Below are 16,922 nucleotides of genomic sequence, written 5' to 3' on the forward strand. Positions count from 1 at the left end.
CGCCCCCTCAGTAAATCGAATTTCCGGTTGTCTTTTTGCTCAGTTGATTGGCGCCGACCACGAGAATGACGCCGACGAGCGATTTGAACAGCCCAATCGCCGTCGTGTAGCTGTATTGGCCGCCGAGCAGGCCGATCCGGTAAATGTACGTGTCGATGATTTCGCCGGTCGACGTCACGAGCGGATTCAGCAGCATGTACACCTGCTCGAAGCCGAGGTCGAGAATGTGCCCGATGCGCAGCAGCAGCAGCACCATGATCGTCGGCAAAAGCGACGGCAGCGTGATGCTGAACGTTTGCCTCATCCGGCCGGCGCCGTCCACCTCCGCCGCCTCGTACAGCTCGGGATTGATGCCTGCCAGGGCGGCCAAATAAATGATCGTTCCCCAACCGACCTCCTTCCAGATCCCCGAGATGACGACAATCGACCGGAAATAACCCGGCTCCTGCATGAAAAACACCGGCTCCTTCCCCATCCAGCGCAGCACGTCGTTCACCATGCCGGAGCTCGGGGACAGGAAGTTGATCACAAGCCCCCCGACGATAACCCATGACAAAAAATGCGGAAGGTACAGCACCGTCTGCACCGTCCGTTTGAACAGCATCCGCCTGACCTCGTTCATCAGCAGCGCCAGCACGATCGGCGCCGGAAACCCGAAAACGATCTGGTACACGCTGATCAGCAGCGTATTTTTCAGCACACGCAAAAACTCCGGGTACGTGAACAAGTTGACGAAATGCTTGAACCCGACGAACGGGCTGCCCGTAATGCCGTTAAACACGTTATAGTCCTGGAACGCGATAACAATACCGGTAAGCGGCACATACTTGAAAAGGATGAAATACAGCACGCCCGGCAGCACCATCGTATAAATTTGCCAATATTTCAGCACGTACGGCTTGCGGGCGCTTCCGGCGTTCCCGACGCGTTGCGTCACGTTATCTGCGGAAGCAGGCAGCGTCTCGGACGCAAATGGTTCCGGCGTCCCCGAAGCAAGCCGCTTCTCTCTCACATCCATTGCTCGATTGCTCCTCTCTCTCAGGGGGTCGACTTTGTTTCAGTACTCTCATAGTAAACGGTTTCAATCCGGTCCGCTATGTGTTGTTATGCGAAAAGTTGTGTTTTTTTACCCTGATGTGTGCGCTTACATGAATGAATCTCGATAAAAAAAAGCCGCCCACTGCGGCAGCTCCCATTTCAATTTTATTTTTTTGTGTAGTGTATACTACTACCGTAATCGCCCCTTCCTCATTTTGGCTATATAGGTGATTTGTGCCCGGGCGGCAAATTCAGATAGGGTTGTTCAAGTAACATTTCAGGGTCAGCTTTTACGTAGCGAAGCGTACACCTGATCCAGGAAGGCTGTCGATGCCTTTTCGGCATCTTCCCTGTGCGCCGCCAGGTTGGCCGCATGTCCGCGGAGGCGGCGGTATATGCGAATGGACGCTTGCAGCGAGCGGTAGCAGCTTTCCGAACTGTGCATGGGGACGGTTTCCTCTAGCTCTGCGATCGCAGCCGGGACATGCTGCTCCAACCTCCTCACGCCTCTGGGAAGCTGCCCATTTTGGGCCAAAATGAGCGGCCCTAGCACAGTGCTGCGGATAAAGTTCAGAATATCGACCAATTCGAACAATTCGCCTCTCCCCAGCTTCGTTGCACCATAATGCACCCAGATCCAAAACCGGTCCTCGATCCATTGAGGGTCGAGATCAGGATGCAGCGGCTGCGTTCGCCGAAGTACTTCACTGATTTCCGTTCCCCTTTCCCAGAGTACGAGAGGATTTTCAATGCGGTGCTCAAGCTCCTCAAGTGAAACGAACTTATAATCGACATGAAGCGGTGACGGACCGTACAGGCAGATGATCAACCGCGGCTCGCCGACATGCTCGCCCGTAAAAGCGGCAAGCAAACCTCCCGGCTGCCCCGCTATGTTCAGACGTTCGTTCATGATCTCTTCCCGGTAAGCCGCCCGATACACGACAACCAGGTCAAGATCACTATACTCATCCATTTCGCCCGTTATCATCGAACCGCCGGCAAGCAGCCCGACCAACCGGCGATCCCGAATGAACTTCTCTTTTACTTTTTCGATAAACTGTTCGTGGATGGGAAGCATCATATTAACACCCCTGGAATTTGACCCATTAAATGGGTATTACGTCAGCATAGCAAAGGCTATAGCGTTCTGTCAATGAGCAAAGATTCAAATCACATGATGTACGCAAAATCTTTTCGACCGAAACTACCGGATCAGGACGAATGGTATATGGCAGGGCACAAGTTGAGGGGGCTTGAAATGAAATTCGTTACGGAAACACGATTAAAACAGTTAGAGAAATTACTGCAGTTGATTCCGGAAGGTAATGACAGAGCTTACGCCATTCATCTGCTAAATTCGATACGCTGCGATATTGATGAAAACTATGCGGAAATTCAAAAGCCGATCAGCATAGCCGGCATGGGCTTCCATCCGCGCAAAAAGAGCGAAAAGCGGCGACCGGCCTCCGAGGTTGACTTGCAGTAAAAAAACCTTCCCGCAAAGGAAGGTCGTTTGAATATCATCGCATGTTTTGCATCTCTCAATTACATTACCTTTTCTCCTTGTTCCCCCGCCTCGTTTGTCTCTTTCTTCAGATAGGCGCCAAACTGCTGAGTCCATGTCCACATAGCCTCAAATATCGGCTGCAGCCCCTGCCCCGACTCGGTAAGTTCATATTCGACATGCAGCGGTACGCCGGGATAAAGAGTGCGAGTGACGATTCCCTTCTCCTCCAGCATCCGCAAACGGTCTGTCAAAGTTTTCGGGCTAATGGGCTGCAGCCTGCGGCGTAATTCCCCGAAACGCCGGGTCCCGTTAAACAATTCGAACAAGAGCAGAAGCGTCCACTTGCTGTCCAGGATCTCGAGGATAGGTTCAACAGTGCCGGGACAGGTTCGATCCATCATCATTATCACTCCATAGTTCATTTTATGAAACTACTGCACTTTTTTGTAACTACTTTTCAAAAGTACCACAGATCCATTAATATGTAAATCGACAGGAGCAGCCAATTCCGAAAAAAACGCCTGACACTACAAGAACATGGAGGAGTATTATGATGAAAACTATTTTATGGGCAACGTTAACCGCTAACGGCAATTATGCGCAATCAGGTCCGGACAATCCGCCGAAAAAAGAAGCGCTGGACGACTTCGCCGCGCACACCAAAGCTGCCGGAAATTTCATAGTCGGACGCAGAACGTTTATGGGAATGCAAGACTCAAGCAGAGTCTCCCAAGAGGAGCAGGCAAACGCGAACGGTCCTTTCGCCGGACTGGATATCGTCGTTATATCCAAGAGCATCCAGGACATCCCCGGCGTAACGGTGGTAAGATCGCCTCAGGAAGCATTGAATTACTTGCGGCAAAAGGGCCATCAAACCGCACTCATCAGCGGCGGAGCGGATATTCACAATTCGTTTTTAAGCCAAGGACTAGTAGACGAAGTGATTTTCAATGTGGCGCCGGTGTTGGAAGGGAAAGGGTTAAATCTTTTAATCGACACAAATAACTACCAGCATAAGCATGTGCAGTTGCTGGACTGCAAGCCCCTGGGCAGCGGCGTCGTTCAATTGCGCTATGCGATCGGGCGGTAATTAAATTACCTGGCTCACAAAGTGCATTTGAATTGTGGATTTATCTATAAGTCCCATCGCTTCTATTTTGGGTGCCGGTGCAGAGATGGGAAGCGTTTCATCTGCCTTCCTTGCTTGAAGGAGCCATGGAACAAAAGATACTCCATATCACCTATGAATCGGAAAAGGCAATTACCGAAAGGGATATTCAATTGGTAGGGCTCTATTCTATGAATGGAAAATGGTACTGTCCCGCTTACGACTTTCAGAGCACTGATTACCGTCTGTTTCGCGCAAACCGCATCAAGGCCGTATCCATCAGCCCTAATCAAACAAGAAAAAAAGTCATGACAACCTGCTTATCACGGATTGGTTCGATAAAGAGCGGGAACGTGAGGAACATCAAGAGGAATATGAATTGTTAGTTCGATTGACAAGACGCGGAGTCCTCCTATGCAGAAACGATGATTGGCTTGGGCCCGGGTTCGACAGTCGGTAGATGCACAATCCGTCTCAAACCCAAGCGGGACAAGGGATGCGGCAGTTGTGGATAACTACGTGTGGTGCCTACATCTTTTGGGGGTCAAGAGAGCGAAATATCCCATATTTGCTGGGGTTCTGCGATTTGCAAGGCCGAAACAATTGCCCGATGTTCGTCCGTTAATTCCGTCCGTTGCCGCAGCTTTCCACCATCCAAACGGTACTCAACCAGATGCAGCGTCTGCATGAGCGAACGAATCTCGCGCCACGTTTGACCGGTTTGGTTTTCTGCAATCCGGATGAGCATCAAGGCCAGCCAGCAAAGCAGGACATGTGCGCGAATCCGTTCTTCTTTCCGGTGGTAGACCGGCCGCAGTTCCAGCGATTGCTTGAGTGTCCGAAACGCTGCTTCCACCTGAAGCAATTGCTTGTACCCGAGTGCCACGTCTTCCGTGGACAAGGTGTCGTCAGAGGTGCGCAGCAAGTATTTGCCGTCCAGATGCTCCATCGCTTTGACGGCGGCCAGATCGATACGCAGATTGCCGCGCTTGTCGGTCTTGAGATACCGTTTGTACGTCGGATGGCTGTGTAGACGGCAGTGTGCCCCGGTATGCGCTTCGCCGTCCAGTTCCTTCAACCGGGCAAGCTCCGTGCGCAGCTGCTCCAGATGCGCTTCGCGCCGGGCGGCATCCCGCTTTGCTTCTTCCGGATTGCGAACGAGCACGTATCGCTTGCGCGCTTCGCCATCCCCCACGACGATCTCCTTGACCTCCAGGTTGTCTCGGATCGTTTTGAAACGTCCCGGATGCGCGAGTGCCGCTTCGACGGTCGGCTTGCCCGACGTCATCTTCTCCCCGGCAATGTAGTGGCCGCCGCTCTGTTGCAGTACGCGCAGATTGTCTTCGGAGGAGAAACCGCGGTCGACGACGGTAATCACACGCCCGAGTTTCCACCCGATCAGATCCTTTTTCACCTGCGGCACAACGTTCATATCCGACGTATTGCCCGGCCACACCCAACAACGAATCGGGATGCCCTCACGCGTGACAGCAAAACCGATGACCACCTGCGGAAGGTCGGGGCGATGGTCTTTCGAATAACCGGTTTTGCGAAAATCGTCTTCGTCGTCCTCTTCCGTCTCAAAATACGTGGAGGTCGTGTCGAAGAACAGCAGATCGACTTCCAGATTCAGCAAATCCGCTACCGTATGGAACACTTCACGCTGGATGCTTTCTTCCGACGTGAGCAGAAAATCCATTGCCCGGTAGCCATGCTGCACGTCAAACGCCGGAAGGTCCGGGATGACCACTTCACGATCCACCCAATCTTCAATCGCCAGCTTGCTGCTTGGTGCCAGCGCCCGATTGGCCACCATGGCAAAGATGGCGCGTTCAACCGGCATGCGGTATTCCCGGTCGGCAAGTCGTCGTGTAATCGCTTCGCCGATACCAAGCTTCTTCCAAAGTTGATCGAGCAGCCATACGCCGCCCAGCGAACGACTGCTAAGGAGCGTAACCGAAGCGGGTTGCGCTGAAGATGGAGAGGGCGCTTGCGGCTCGCCAATAAAACGGTGGATGCTGGCGGCAAGACGTTTCAAGCCCTCCATGTCCAGTTCGTCAGCGCGGCCGAAATGGTACAGGACTTTCGCTTGTGGAGTTCCGGTCACAGGATTTCGCTCATTATGGGCGAGCTGTACGTAACGGGTGATCGAACCGTTTTTATTTTTACGAGAGATTGTTCGTATATACATATCTACAGGATATAATATATACTACAAGAAATGCAACAAAAATATCTAATTATCCACAAAAATTTAGTGCCTACAGTTTTTTGGATTTTTTCGCGTCGTAGTGCCTGTGGAAAAGTCCGAAAAGCCGCGTCAAATCTGGATTTCAGTTGTCCACAGCACCCAAAAGGGTGCCTACTTTTCGAGGGTTACTGTCGAACCCGGGTTGGGAGCGGATTAACAGTTTTTGAGGACGGAACCGGGTATATTAGGAGAAGGATTTCTCCAGGTTATATGACGTGGGGGTTTCCTTCTTTATCGGTTGCCAATCAGATGCCGTTGTTGAGGAGCCGCCGCAACTGCGAAAGCTGATAATAAATCAATTTCGTGAAACGCTAACAATTTATGATGAGGAGAAATTAAGCAATTGAAAAAGGTGGGGACTTACAACTTTACAGGAATAGCAGATGTTTTTCCATTTTCATCCTTGGATAATTTTGTAAAGGTCTGACTTCAGTGTTGAGCCAATATATTTGCACAATATGTGGAACAGTCACACTGATTCCATTGATAAAAAGCCTGGAGGTAAGTGACACGAAAACAAGTGAATTGAACGATTATTCGAGTAAGTTAATTAAAAGGGTAAATCCCAAGAAGCACGCGATCGTTCCGATGCGATTAAAGCCCGCAAACAAGCTGCTGAGTTGCTTCAGGAATGCGAAAGCAACATTGAGAAAGCTCTCAAAAAACTCCGTTATAATGTTAAAAAAATCCCTCGCCCCTGCCAGCTAAGTCAGGGACGAGAGATTGTTCTTTTACATTCTCCCGTGGTACCACCCACGTTTTATATCTTATGTTTGAATTGGGGACATCCAACTAGATCATATGACCTTAAGATACACACTTCAAGCGGTTAACGCCCGCGATACGCAAAGCAGCTACTGCACAGTCCGATTATCAGTGGTTCCCTGCATGTCCGCGAGGTTCCTCCTTCTTGGAGGAATTACTTTCCCCTTTTTTATCAGCCGCCTCGTTGCAGCCATCTTATTTTTTTAGGTTGACTGGAATTGTCATTTCCAACTCCGGTACATAGCTCGATCCCCCGTGGCGTTCGGTATTAACGATCGTTACCTTGGCGTCAGGAGGAAGGGCAGGGAACTCGGCAACAAACGAATAGGTTTTCGGGTCAACCAACCTTGTTTTTCTTGATAAGAATTCCTCACCCGATCCATCTTCCAGACTCAAATCGAACGTATAGGGACTATCCCCTTGGTAATGAACCTCGGTCTTATCCTTGCCATAGCTGATATTCGTAATTTTCACCTTGGACTTACTTGTATTCAGCATAATTGGATTCTCTGCGGTCGGCTTGTAATCCACTGTCGTCTTATAAGTCTCTACTTTCAATTGATATTCAAATAAAAACTTTGCATTAACAAACTTGATTTTGATCGACTCAGGAACTGTCAGCAGAGTGCTGAAGTGATAAACACACTCAATTAAATACCCTTTTTCCGTAGGCTTAGTTCTACCAATTTCTTTTAAATTTAAAGAGCTATGTTTCAATCCTTCTTCATCTTCCAGTTCCATAAGAGGAAGGTGAAGGCCATCCCTCATAGATTTTGGCATTTCGAGTTCAAACTTGACTGCAGTCCCGCTAGGTGTTATAGCTATCTCCTTGACCGTATATGTCGTGTCGCCAGAAGACATGGTCCTCATCGGTTTGAGCACAGTGGTTTCCCTCGTATCTTTCTTTATCGGAATCGTCAACTCCCACTGATCAGGAAGACTTTGCGATGTTTGCTCAAAGGAACGGAACTCCTGGAGTTTCAGCTCAAACTCATCGGGAATCTGCCCCATATTGGGCAAACTCACAATATGCGCAGTCGTTTGACTATCGATTTCTGTAGAGCTGATAGAGTTCTCAATATAATTCTCCCCGCCGATCCAAATCATAATGGTACCGCTAGTGCGAGGTCGTTGCTGCCCTTCTGCAACATGCACTGTATAGCCAATGCTCAATTCCGCTTCGTTAAACAATATCTCCTTCACTGTAATCGTAACCCCATTGCGGGTAACGCTTTGATTAACCTTGGACGCCAGTCCTCTCTTAACAGCTTGAGTTAGCCCCCAGTGCCAACTATCATCGATAAGCATAGATGGGGAATCTACAGAGGTAGCTTGCTCGTCAGCCTGCGCTGCCACGGCTACGGGTGCAGTGAAGGAAGCCCCCATTGCGGTCATAGCGATCAGAGCGGCTACAGGGATTGCAATCAAGCGGCGAATTCTATTCTTCGTTGTCTTTAAAGCAGGAATCATCTTCAACAACCCTTCCTTGATTCAATTTGGTTTATGGAGGCACGGCCCTCGTCGTGCATGATTATCTCTTATTCATCTCTTCATTCGGGTATTTCATGGAGGATACGATAGTGATGAGCTCTTGATCCGAAAGTTTTCCCGTTACTTGGAATTGATACTGAACTCCTCTATCCTCCCATACATAGTAGCGCTTATCGCTTTGCCCTGTATAACTTACCGTCACCTTCATGGCGAACAGCCCCAGTTCCTTCATTCTCAGAGATGTTCGACTTATCGCCCATCCGCTTTTTTTGGTATCCAGGGCTTGTTCAATCGATTTATACACAGCTTCCAATCCTGCACCTCCATGAGTGGCGTAGAAATCTACATTACCGGATATAACCTCCGCTTTGCGCTCAACATAGTGTGTCTCTACTTCGGTTTGCTTGCTTTCATCCGTTCCCTTCGTAGTCAGCTTAACCCCTTCGAAGCGATACCCCTCAGGTAAAGATTTCGGGATTTTAAACTCAAAACCAGCAGCCTTTACTACTTCCTCCAATTCGTTCTTGGCCTGATCGGGGGAGAATGCACCCTTTCCATCCTTCTCAGCTGCCGCTTGGGCAGCGTATTCCTTCGTAGATTGATAAGAAGCTTCCAATCCTGCTACTTCATGAATGGCGAAGTGATCTACATTACCGGATATAGTCTCATCTTTGCGTTCAACATTGCGTATCTCTACTTCGGTTTGCTTGCCTTCATCCATTCCCTTCGTATGAAGATTGCCCTTTTCAAAGCGGTACTCCTCAGGTAAAGAACTTGGGATATTAAACTTAGTATCATTAGCATTAGCCTTTACTACTTCCTCCAATTCGTGCTTGGCCTGATCGGAGGATGAGGTATCATTTTCACTTTTGTCAGTTATTGCAGTGCCTTCAGCATATTCCTTCGGAGGATCTCCCGATATCGGCTCTGCCGCATTTGTTAGCGTCGTTAAGCCCATGATGGCAACGCAAAGGACAGCGATCGATGAGAGCTTATACGTACCTTTCTTGAACGATGTAATCATCTTAATTCTCCTTACCACCTGATTTCGCTTGTTCGCTCCAAAGAAATACAGCAGGCTCGGTTGGTTGCGGCGGTTGACTGTATAAAGCTTCAGAAATTGAACAATCGTCATCCCGTACGGTATCGCCTCGGCTTCTCCGAGAACTTCCAATACATAGGCATCGCAGGCCAACTCCATATCTACTTTCATCTTTTTCATATATATCCAAATTATAGGATTGATCCAGTGGATCGCGAGAACCAAGGCTCCAAGCCAATTCCATGCGATATCATTTCTTTTATAATGAGCCAGCTCGTGGGAGATGATATGATACAGCTGAACATCATTCATTTGGTTTCCTATCTCTTTGGGGAAATAAATCCACGGATGTATCACCCCGGAAATATGCGGGCTTTTCATGTCGTGTCCCGTATACAAGGCAATTGGCTTCTTAATACCGAATTTGCTCCTGCAATCATTCATAATGGAGACAATCCGAGGGTCTGTAACGACTTCAAATGAATTGAGTGCTCTTCGGATCCTCCACATATACACGAATAAATAGACCAGAATTGCGGCCGCTCCTGTAAGCCATATTACCGAAACAGTTTTTAAGACGAATGGGTATACTGCTGTAAAAGAAGGTGTCTGGTTCTCCGTTTCATGTGGTGATACGGCTTCCAGAATCGGATGCTGGTTCTGAGGAGGTATATTGTTCTGATTCTGAAGAAGTAGTTGTTGCACCTCTCTATCATTGGGTAATACTTCCGCTGGTATATTAGTTTCAAAAGACAGGATATCCGCAACCGCTCTATCTGCACCCGAAGTCAATTGCAAAGCATTAAATAAACTTAAAGGACTATTGGGGAAATCCGGCAGGAGCAGTCGAATCAGTACGATCAGCCAGAGCGCATGCCGCATACGAGGGCTCATATGTCGATGAAACAAGGCTTGAATCACCATGATAAACAGGACAACGGCGCTCGCCGCCAACGTCGAGTAACACAACCATGCAAAGAGACTATATAAATGATCCATGAGCTTACCTCTCCATTTTATCTCTATGCATTATCCTTGTGCTCCGTTATCTTTTCCTTTTTCTTTTCTATCAAAATCTTTTGAAGATGATCGATATCCTGTTCTGTTAAATCGGTTTCTTCCAAAAAATTCGACACCATCATGTTAGCCGCCCCGTTAAATACTCTTTTGAGAAATGATTCGCTCGCCGCCCGAATGCAATCTTTCTCAGAGACTAACGGAAAATAAAGATAACTTCTTCCCGATCTTTCGAAGCCGACTGCCTTTTTATTCAAAAGCCTGTTAATAAACGTTCGTACGGTCTGATCGCTCCACTCAATCCCACCAGGTAGCTGGAGCATGATTTGCTCTGAGGTCATAGGGCTATGCTTCCAGATAACCTTCATAATTTCCCATTCCGATTCCGATATTTTGGGAACATTGTGCATGCTTATCCTCCTTTCCGAAATAAACTATTACATCTGTAAATTCATCTGACAACGTTATTATTACACATGTAAATTTAAACTGTCAATCTAATTCTTTAACATATGGCCGACCGACTTCTATGCCGTCATTACTTTTCCATTTCGCTCAAAGGGTCTTTTCAAGTAAGTTAAAGGCCGTCTAAGCTCCATACTTCATCGGCATCCGCGTAATTTTCCGCGTGCGGTGTGCATCAATCAAAAATAAACTTTAATTTCGGATGGGCCAATTGTTTGCTTTCTTGATCACCTTATTGGTCAACTCCTCGTCACTCCTTAATAACTCATCGATGGTTAAGCCAAATAGATCGCTTTCTCCACAAAGACCATAGCGGCAGCTGCCTTTCTGTAACTGATAAGCTAATCTTGATTTAACCGCCTGCAGAAGTAAAGACCACTTTAGTTGAGCGGCCCCGCAACCCCAGGTTGCGTTGGGTTCATTCACCGACAGCGGAAAGTTATAAACATTATGGAAGAAACTTCCGATATACATTTTAGAAAAAATAAAAAGAAATTGAGGTGTCCCGTGTGGAAATAACCAGATACGCTGCTTCATCGGTTCTGAACCTCTACGCTGCAAAGGTACAACAACATCCCGCTTTGTACTCGGGTACCTCGCCCGGTTCGAAAGTGTCTTATGACTTGCTGGAAATCAGCCCGGAGGGCAGGCAATTGGCGGTTGACGCTATCGAGCTGCAGCCGGCGCATTATTGGGGTACGGCTGAAATAAACGATTCGCTGCAAAGTCTATTAAACGGCAAGTCGCCCGAAGTCAGCAAAGCGGTCTATACTTTAATCCAATCGAATCTGCTTCCGGACGGCTCCGTCTCGGACGAGGAGGAGCGAGCCGCCCTGCTGGAATCGGGTTTATCTCAAGCGAAATTTTTGGCGGACCGTTATATGACGGGCGAAGACTCTTCCAAATTTTTGGGAGTCATCCGGCAAATTGCAGCTATCGCCAAAACAAGAACCGTAGACCCGGAAACCGGTCAAGCCACTTATGTTACGCCCCCTCAAAAGCCCATCGGCGCTCCCGATGACTACATCAATACCGGAGAATTAATGAAACGTTTTGAGCCGGAGACTTACAAGCGGCTGCAGGATGCCGTAACAAACGGCGGGGATTGGGGAAAGATTCTCATCGAATTCGCCAAGAAGGTTCCCCAAAATAAAGATTGGGTATCGACATATAGGGAAGAAACCGATAAGCTCATAAAAGATATGCGGAACACCAAGATCGAAAACCGCTTCGCAGACGTGGACACGTCGAGTATGGAAGTTTTTTTACGGGACATGAACAGCCAATTTCAGAAAACCTCTTTTGCCAGCACGGATTTTTTGACGAGAAATTTGCAAATTTTCGCTCGTACTTTAGGGCATTAGTTCGTTTTTTGCAAATAAAAAACCTTCCAATTTTAAGGAAGGTTTTTTTATCCTCATTTTATTTGGAGGCTTCACTGTATTTTTTAAAATTGTCCAGAATCGCCTGCCAGCCTGCTTGCTGCATATCAACAGGATTGGTCGTTTCCGCGTCAAAAGTTTCAACAACCTTAGTGACGTTTCCTTGGCTGATAAAAGTAATCGAAACTTTTCTTCCATCTCCCATCGTGTAAGAAATAAACTCATTTGTTCTCACTTCATCATAAACGCCGCCGAAATCAAATCCAAAGCTGCCATCCTTCGCTTCCATTCTTGTAGTAAACTTCCCGCCGACCCTTAAATCATTTTCTGCTTTCGGCGCATGCCAGTCGTCGGCAGCGGCGCACCATTTTGTGATATGCTGCGGCTCGTTCCAAAATTTCCACACTTCTCCAACCGGTGCATGAATAGTCGCTTCTACTGTTATTTCTACATTTTTACCTGTTTCCATATTAATTCCCTACCTCACTTTAATAGATTATATTGTTGAGCGCTCCCGCATCATCCCACATACGAAATGCCTTGAATGTTATTTGAAAAGCTTAATGTGAAACGGCCCTCCTCTCTGACGGTTTATCGAAGCAGTGCCGCAGGCTTATCCGGGGCATTGCTCCTTATCCAATCTCTTTGTTTCGGACAATTCAAATATACATCATAAGGAATATTCTCGTCAAGGAATATTTTGATTTTTTTTAGAGCACGTCTCAATCGCTTTGAATTCATTGAATCATTCCCGTAATTCAGCTTATAACGATTAACAGCGGTTCCTACAACCGACTATCCCGGCCCCCGTATGATGCATCACGCATTATCCCGACTTCCCCCCGGCCATCCGCTTCTTATACTCGTTCGGCGACAACCCGCAATACTTCTTGAACGACTTGGCAAAATGCGGGTAGTCGCCGTAGCCGACCGCCAGCGCTGCATCGAGCGTTTTGCAGGAGGGGTCGCGCAGCAGCTCCATCGCCTTGTCCATGCGCAGCTTGATGACGTAGTCGGTGAAGCTCATCCCTGTCTCCTCCTTGAAACAGCGGCTGAAATACGACACCGACATGCCCGCCTGCTCGGCTGCCTGCTGCAGCGTCACATCCCCCTCGGCGAAGTGCGTTTCCAGAAAACGGACGGCCCGGGAGATCGACTGCCGCTGCCCCCAATTGCGCGACGCGCGTATGAGCTCCGCCTGCCGCCGAAGCACCTCCTTCGCTTGGGCCAGCAGCTGCCCCGGGGCTTCCGCACCCGAAAGAAGCGGCTTGCCCAGCTCCGCCAAGCCGCCCTGCGCACGCTCCAGCAGCCCCGCTTCCGCCAAGACCAGCACGTCCTCCAGACGGCTGGCGAGCTGGGCGGCGGGCAACCCATCGTCCGACAAACGCCCGCAAATTTCCTCCATCCGCCTCTGCGCTTCCTCTTCGTTCAGCAGCCAAAGCCGCTCGGCAAGCTCCTCGCCGAGCGCTTTGCATTCCTTCAGCCACCGGCTCCGCGCTGCCGTCGCCCTGCGCCGCTCCTCCAGCCTGGCCGAAACGTTAGCGAGCAGCTCGTGAAGCTGCTCTTCCTGCAGCGGCTTCAGCAAATAATCGGCGACCCCGTGCCGAAGGGCCTGCTGCGCGTAAGCGAAATCGTCGTAGCCGGACAAAATGGCGATGTCCATGTCCCACTCGTGAAGGCGTACCTCGCTGACCAACTCCAAGCCGTCCATCACGGGCATTCTGATGTCCGTGATGAGCAGGTCCGGCCGCAGCTTTTCGCATAACGCAAGCGCTTCATTTCCGTCATCCGCCTCTCCGACCGCTTCGAAGCCAAACGGGCTGTCCGCAATCAGCTTGGCCAGGCTTCGTTTGATCATTACCTCGTCGTCGACGATCAATACTTTGAACATACCGCTCCCCCTTCCGAAATCAAGCCATGTATTTGAGCCGCATCTCCACGATCGTGCCCGTTTCGTCGGATTTTACGATGTACAGGCCGTAGCCCTCGCTGAAGCTTAAACGGATGCGCTGATGGACGTTCCACAAACCTATCGCCCCAGGCTGCACTGCCGGGGCGATCATTTCCGAATCGCCGCCCGCTTCCGCCGTCCCGCCGTTGCCTCCCATAAACATTTCGTTATACTTGTCTCTTAAGGCCGGATCCATCCCGCCCCCTCTATCTTCGATCCGCAGCAGGTAAACATCGTCGCGCTTCTCTCCGAAAATCCCGATATACGTCGGCTTGAGCTTATGCCGGTCATACCCGTGCTTAAACGCATTTTCCACAAGCGGCTGTATCATCAGCCGGAGGGCCATTACCCGGCCCAATTCGTCTTCCTGCACGTCCGCTTCCACATGGAGCGTCTTGAACCGTTCCTGCTGAATTTCCAGATAGGTCCGTATGTAGCGGAGCTCCTCCTTCAGCGTGACGGTCTGCTGCGGGTGGCCGATGCTGTAGCGGAATATGCCGGCGAGCGAAGTCGCCATCCGGCTGATCGGCTTTACCCCCTCGATAATCGCATACGAATTAATGATTTCCAGCGTATTGTACAAAAAATGCGGATTGATCTGCGACTGCATCGCCTGCAGCGCAGACTCGCGCTGTCGCAGCTCCATTTCGTTTTCCTTTTGCTTGGAATGCTGCACTTCCTCGATCAGGCTTTGGATTTTGCCGGCCATCCGGTTAAAGCTGCGGTTCAGGCTGCCGATTTCGTCGTCGCGCCGCTCCGGCGCCCGGATGGTGAGATCGCCCTCCTCCGCCCGGCGCATCAGCCTCTGCAAATGCGAAAGCGATTGGGTCATATACAGCGAGAAGCCGCCGACGAGAAACAGCGCCAATCCGACCAAAAGCAGCCCGATCCATACGGTGACGTTTCGCCAACGAACCAAATCGCCGTTCAACTGGCTAAGCGGCACTTCCGAGACCAAGGTCCAGCCCGTGGCCTGCGAACGGTCGTATATGACCAGCATTTTCTCCCCCGCGACGTTTTCCACGTAATAGCCGCTGCGGTCGTCCAGATTGAGACGGATGCCGCGGTCCCCGACCGGCTTGCCCCATTTTTCCTTGTCGGGGTGGTACACGATATTGCCCTGCTGGTCCATGATCCAAACGAAGCCGCTTTCCCCGAGCTTGATTTTTTCGCAAATTTTTATGATTTCATTCATTCGCAAGTGGACGACAAGCATCCCCGCCGACTGGTAGGACAGCGTATCGAGAAAACGCCGCGCGATCGTCAGCACCGGCGTATAGTCCTTGAAGGACAATCCCATAATTTTATAGTTCTGGTCGCCAAGCAGCGCATCCTTGTACTGCTCGTAGCTTTCCATTGCGGCTAATCCGTTGTAGCTGGCCGTGGCGATGCCGTTTTTGGACACAATCGACAGGCCGTAAATGTCCGGACGCCCGAAAATGATCGACGGAAACAGCTCTTCGGATATTTTTCTGCTGATCACAAACCGCTCGTATTGCTCATTCGGCTCGAGCTTCATGAACGTCTGGATGTGCGGATGCAGCAGCAGCGGATACGTGACGCGCTCCAGGTCGGCGAAATACGAATCGAGCTGCCCGTTGATCTGCCGCACGAGCTGCTCGCTGTAGCTGATCGCGTTTTTCTCGATGCTCTCGGTCGAGCTCGCGTACCACGACGCCCCGAAGGCAAGCAGCGGCACGCATAGAAAAAACAATATAAGAAGCAGCAGCTTCGCTTTAATTGTCAGCGCTTTCTTTTTCCACATCATCGACAGCCGCCCTCGCCTTCCAGCCATATAGTTTACCTTATCATGAAAGGTGCGCATTGGAAAAGTGGCAGCTTTGGACGTACGGACTTTTGAACAAGACAAAAAAGGGCGACATTTGTCCCCCCTATCATTCGTTAAACGTAACGTTAATCCAATCTTTTCAACCATGCGGCAAGCGCTTCGCCCACTTCAGCGGGTGCGTCTTCTTGCGGATAGTGGCGGCCTGGGACCGTTACCTCGGTCTGCGATGGCCATGTACGGCAAAAATCGAGGTGGGATTGCGGCAGCAAGCCGGGGTCGCAGCGGACGAATAGTTTGGGAACCGCGCTTTGCGCCAGCCATTCTCCATACTCAGTGACAATCTCCGTTACATCAGCCGGATCTCCGTCGAATGGAAGCTGGCGTGCCCAGCTGAGCGTGGGACGGCGGCTTTCACCCGGCTCCAGGAACGGCCGGCGGTACTGTGCCATCTCTTCATCCGTCAGCTTGCGCAATATGCCCACCGGCAGGTTGAACTCGATAAACGAATTTTCTTCAAGCACCATCCGCTCCCCTTCCGGCGTCCGAAGCGTTTGGAAAATCTTGCGCCCGTTCTCCGGAATTTCACTCCAACTGCGCGGTTTAATGATCGCTTCCATATAAGCGATGCCTTTGACCGCACCGGGATGGCGCTTCGCCCAGTCGAAGCCGAGTGCCGATCCCCAGTCGTGCATCACAAAAGTTACACGCTCGCTCACGCCAAGCTGATCGAGCAGCTCGTCAAGATAGCGGCGGTGCTCGGCAAAGGTGTACGAGTGGGGCCCGCTTTCCGGAAGCTTTGCGGAATCTCCCATACCGATGAGATCAGGCGCAATACAGCGGCCAAACTTCCGGGCATAAGGAATAATGTTGCGCCAGAGATAAGAAGATGCCGGATTGCCATGCAGGAAGACGATAGGGTCACCGCTTCCTTCCTCCACATAGGCCATCTCCAAGCCGAATACCTGTTTGCGCTTTTTCTCATACGGGAATGCCTCGTTAATCATTTTTCATCTCACCCTTCAATTTTATTTACCGCCAGGTTAAAGTATCTTCCGGCAGTCCGCTTCCGATTTCGATTTCAATTCCATGGCACATGCCCGGCTGAGATGTTAAATA

General features: G+C 50.0%; 15 protein-coding genes and 1 pseudogene. 4 read left to right on the forward strand and 12 right to left on the reverse strand.

From position 1 onward, the window contains the following. Nucleotides 1-7: 7 nt before the first annotated feature. Complete coding sequence (locus tag MYS68_RS20305) at nt 8-1,018, reverse strand: ABC transporter permease (RefSeq protein WP_420852143.1); 1,011 nt, start codon at nt 1,016-1,018, stop codon at nt 8-10. A 303-nt stretch (nt 1,019-1,321) separates the two neighbouring features. Next, nucleotides 1,322-2,119, reverse strand: coding sequence for a nucleotidyltransferase domain-containing protein (locus MYS68_RS20310; RefSeq protein ID WP_248927597.1), 798 nt, complete (start codon nt 2,117-2,119; stop codon nt 1,322-1,324). Nucleotides 2,120-2,296: 177 nt separating this feature from the next. Here MYS68_RS20310 and MYS68_RS20315 point away from each other — a divergent pair, with 177 nt between their 5' ends. Continuing rightward, nucleotides 2,297-2,524, forward strand: a complete 228-nt coding sequence (locus MYS68_RS20315; RefSeq protein WP_248927598.1) for a hypothetical protein — start codon at nt 2,297-2,299, stop codon at nt 2,522-2,524. 59 nt (nt 2,525-2,583) lie between these two features. Here the strand turns inward: MYS68_RS20315 and MYS68_RS20320 are convergent, their stop codons facing one another. Then, complete coding sequence (locus MYS68_RS20320) at nt 2,584-2,946, reverse strand: winged helix-turn-helix transcriptional regulator (RefSeq protein WP_248927599.1); 363 nt, start codon at nt 2,944-2,946, stop codon at nt 2,584-2,586. A gap of 149 nt (nt 2,947-3,095) precedes the next feature. Here MYS68_RS20320 and MYS68_RS20325 point away from each other — a divergent pair, with 149 nt between their 5' ends. Both MYS68_RS20325 and MYS68_RS20330 read left to right on the forward strand, forming a co-directional pair. Beyond that, a complete protein-coding gene (locus MYS68_RS20325; protein ID WP_248927600.1) occupies nt 3,096-3,635 on the forward strand; it encodes a dihydrofolate reductase family protein in 540 nt (179 codons plus the stop codon). Between the two features lie 77 nt (nt 3,636-3,712). Next, nucleotides 3,713-4,039: a WYL domain-containing protein gene (locus tag MYS68_RS20330; protein ID WP_338043593.1), complete on the forward strand. Its 327-nt coding sequence runs from the start codon at nt 3,713-3,715 to the stop codon at nt 4,037-4,039. 158 nt (nt 4,040-4,197) lie between these two features. On the opposite strand, the gene MYS68_RS20335 is transcribed toward MYS68_RS20330, so the two are convergent. The 5 genes and pseudogenes from MYS68_RS20335 to MYS68_RS20355 all read right to left on the reverse strand — a co-directional run. After that, the gene (locus MYS68_RS20335) at nt 4,198-5,844 is read right to left on the reverse strand and encodes an IS1634 family transposase (RefSeq protein WP_248924599.1); all 1,647 of its coding nucleotides are present in this window, start codon (nt 5,842-5,844) and stop codon (nt 4,198-4,200) included. Nucleotides 5,845-6,864: 1,020 nt separating this feature from the next. Further along, nucleotides 6,865-8,139 (reverse strand): DUF4179 domain-containing protein, encoded by a 1,275-nt coding sequence (locus MYS68_RS20340; protein ID WP_248927602.1) that lies wholly within the window; start codon nt 8,137-8,139, stop codon nt 6,865-6,867. A 61-nt stretch (nt 8,140-8,200) separates the two neighbouring features. Then, complete coding sequence (locus MYS68_RS20345) at nt 8,201-10,201, reverse strand: M56 family metallopeptidase (protein WP_248927603.1); 2,001 nt, start codon at nt 10,199-10,201, stop codon at nt 8,201-8,203. Between the two features lie 23 nt (nt 10,202-10,224). After that, nucleotides 10,225-10,629, reverse strand: coding sequence for a BlaI/MecI/CopY family transcriptional regulator (locus tag MYS68_RS20350; protein ID WP_248927604.1), 405 nt, complete (start codon nt 10,627-10,629; stop codon nt 10,225-10,227). Nucleotides 10,630-10,862: 233 nt separating this feature from the next. Next, nucleotides 10,863-10,978: pseudogene (locus MYS68_RS20355) on the reverse strand (helix-turn-helix domain-containing protein); the annotation flags it as partial. Between the two features lie 359 nt (nt 10,979-11,337). On the opposite strand from MYS68_RS20355, the gene MYS68_RS20360 reads away from it, so the two are divergent. Continuing rightward, a complete protein-coding gene (locus MYS68_RS20360) occupies nt 11,338-12,048 on the forward strand; it encodes a hypothetical protein (RefSeq protein WP_248927605.1) in 711 nt (236 codons plus the stop codon). 58 nt (nt 12,049-12,106) lie between these two features. Here MYS68_RS20360 and MYS68_RS20365 read toward each other — a convergent pair whose 3' ends face one another. The 4 genes from MYS68_RS20365 to MYS68_RS20380 all read right to left on the reverse strand — a co-directional run bounded on the left by MYS68_RS20365 (nt 12,107) and on the right by MYS68_RS20380 (nt 16,810). After that, nucleotides 12,107-12,535 carry an SRPBCC family protein gene (locus MYS68_RS20365; RefSeq protein ID WP_248927606.1) on the reverse strand — a complete coding sequence of 143 codons (429 nt, stop codon included), beginning with the start codon at nt 12,533-12,535 and terminating at the stop codon, nt 12,107-12,109. A 357-nt stretch (nt 12,536-12,892) separates the two neighbouring features. Further along, a complete protein-coding gene (locus MYS68_RS20370) occupies nt 12,893-13,957 on the reverse strand; it encodes a response regulator transcription factor (RefSeq protein ID WP_248927607.1) in 1,065 nt (354 codons plus the stop codon). 19 nt (nt 13,958-13,976) lie between these two features. Further along, entirely contained in the window at nt 13,977-15,785 is a 1,809-nt protein-coding gene (locus MYS68_RS20375; protein WP_248927608.1) for a sensor histidine kinase, read from the reverse strand. A gap of 146 nt (nt 15,786-15,931) precedes the next feature. Beyond that, on the reverse strand, nt 15,932-16,810 hold the full coding sequence (locus tag MYS68_RS20380; protein WP_248927609.1) for a haloalkane dehalogenase: 879 nt from the start codon (nt 16,808-16,810) through the stop codon (nt 15,932-15,934). Nucleotides 16,811-16,922: the final 112 nt, after the last annotated feature.

This window comes from Paenibacillus hamazuiensis (assembly GCF_023276405.1).
GTDB lineage: Bacteria > Bacillota > Bacilli > Paenibacillales > NBRC-103111 > Paenibacillus_AF > Paenibacillus_AF hamazuiensis.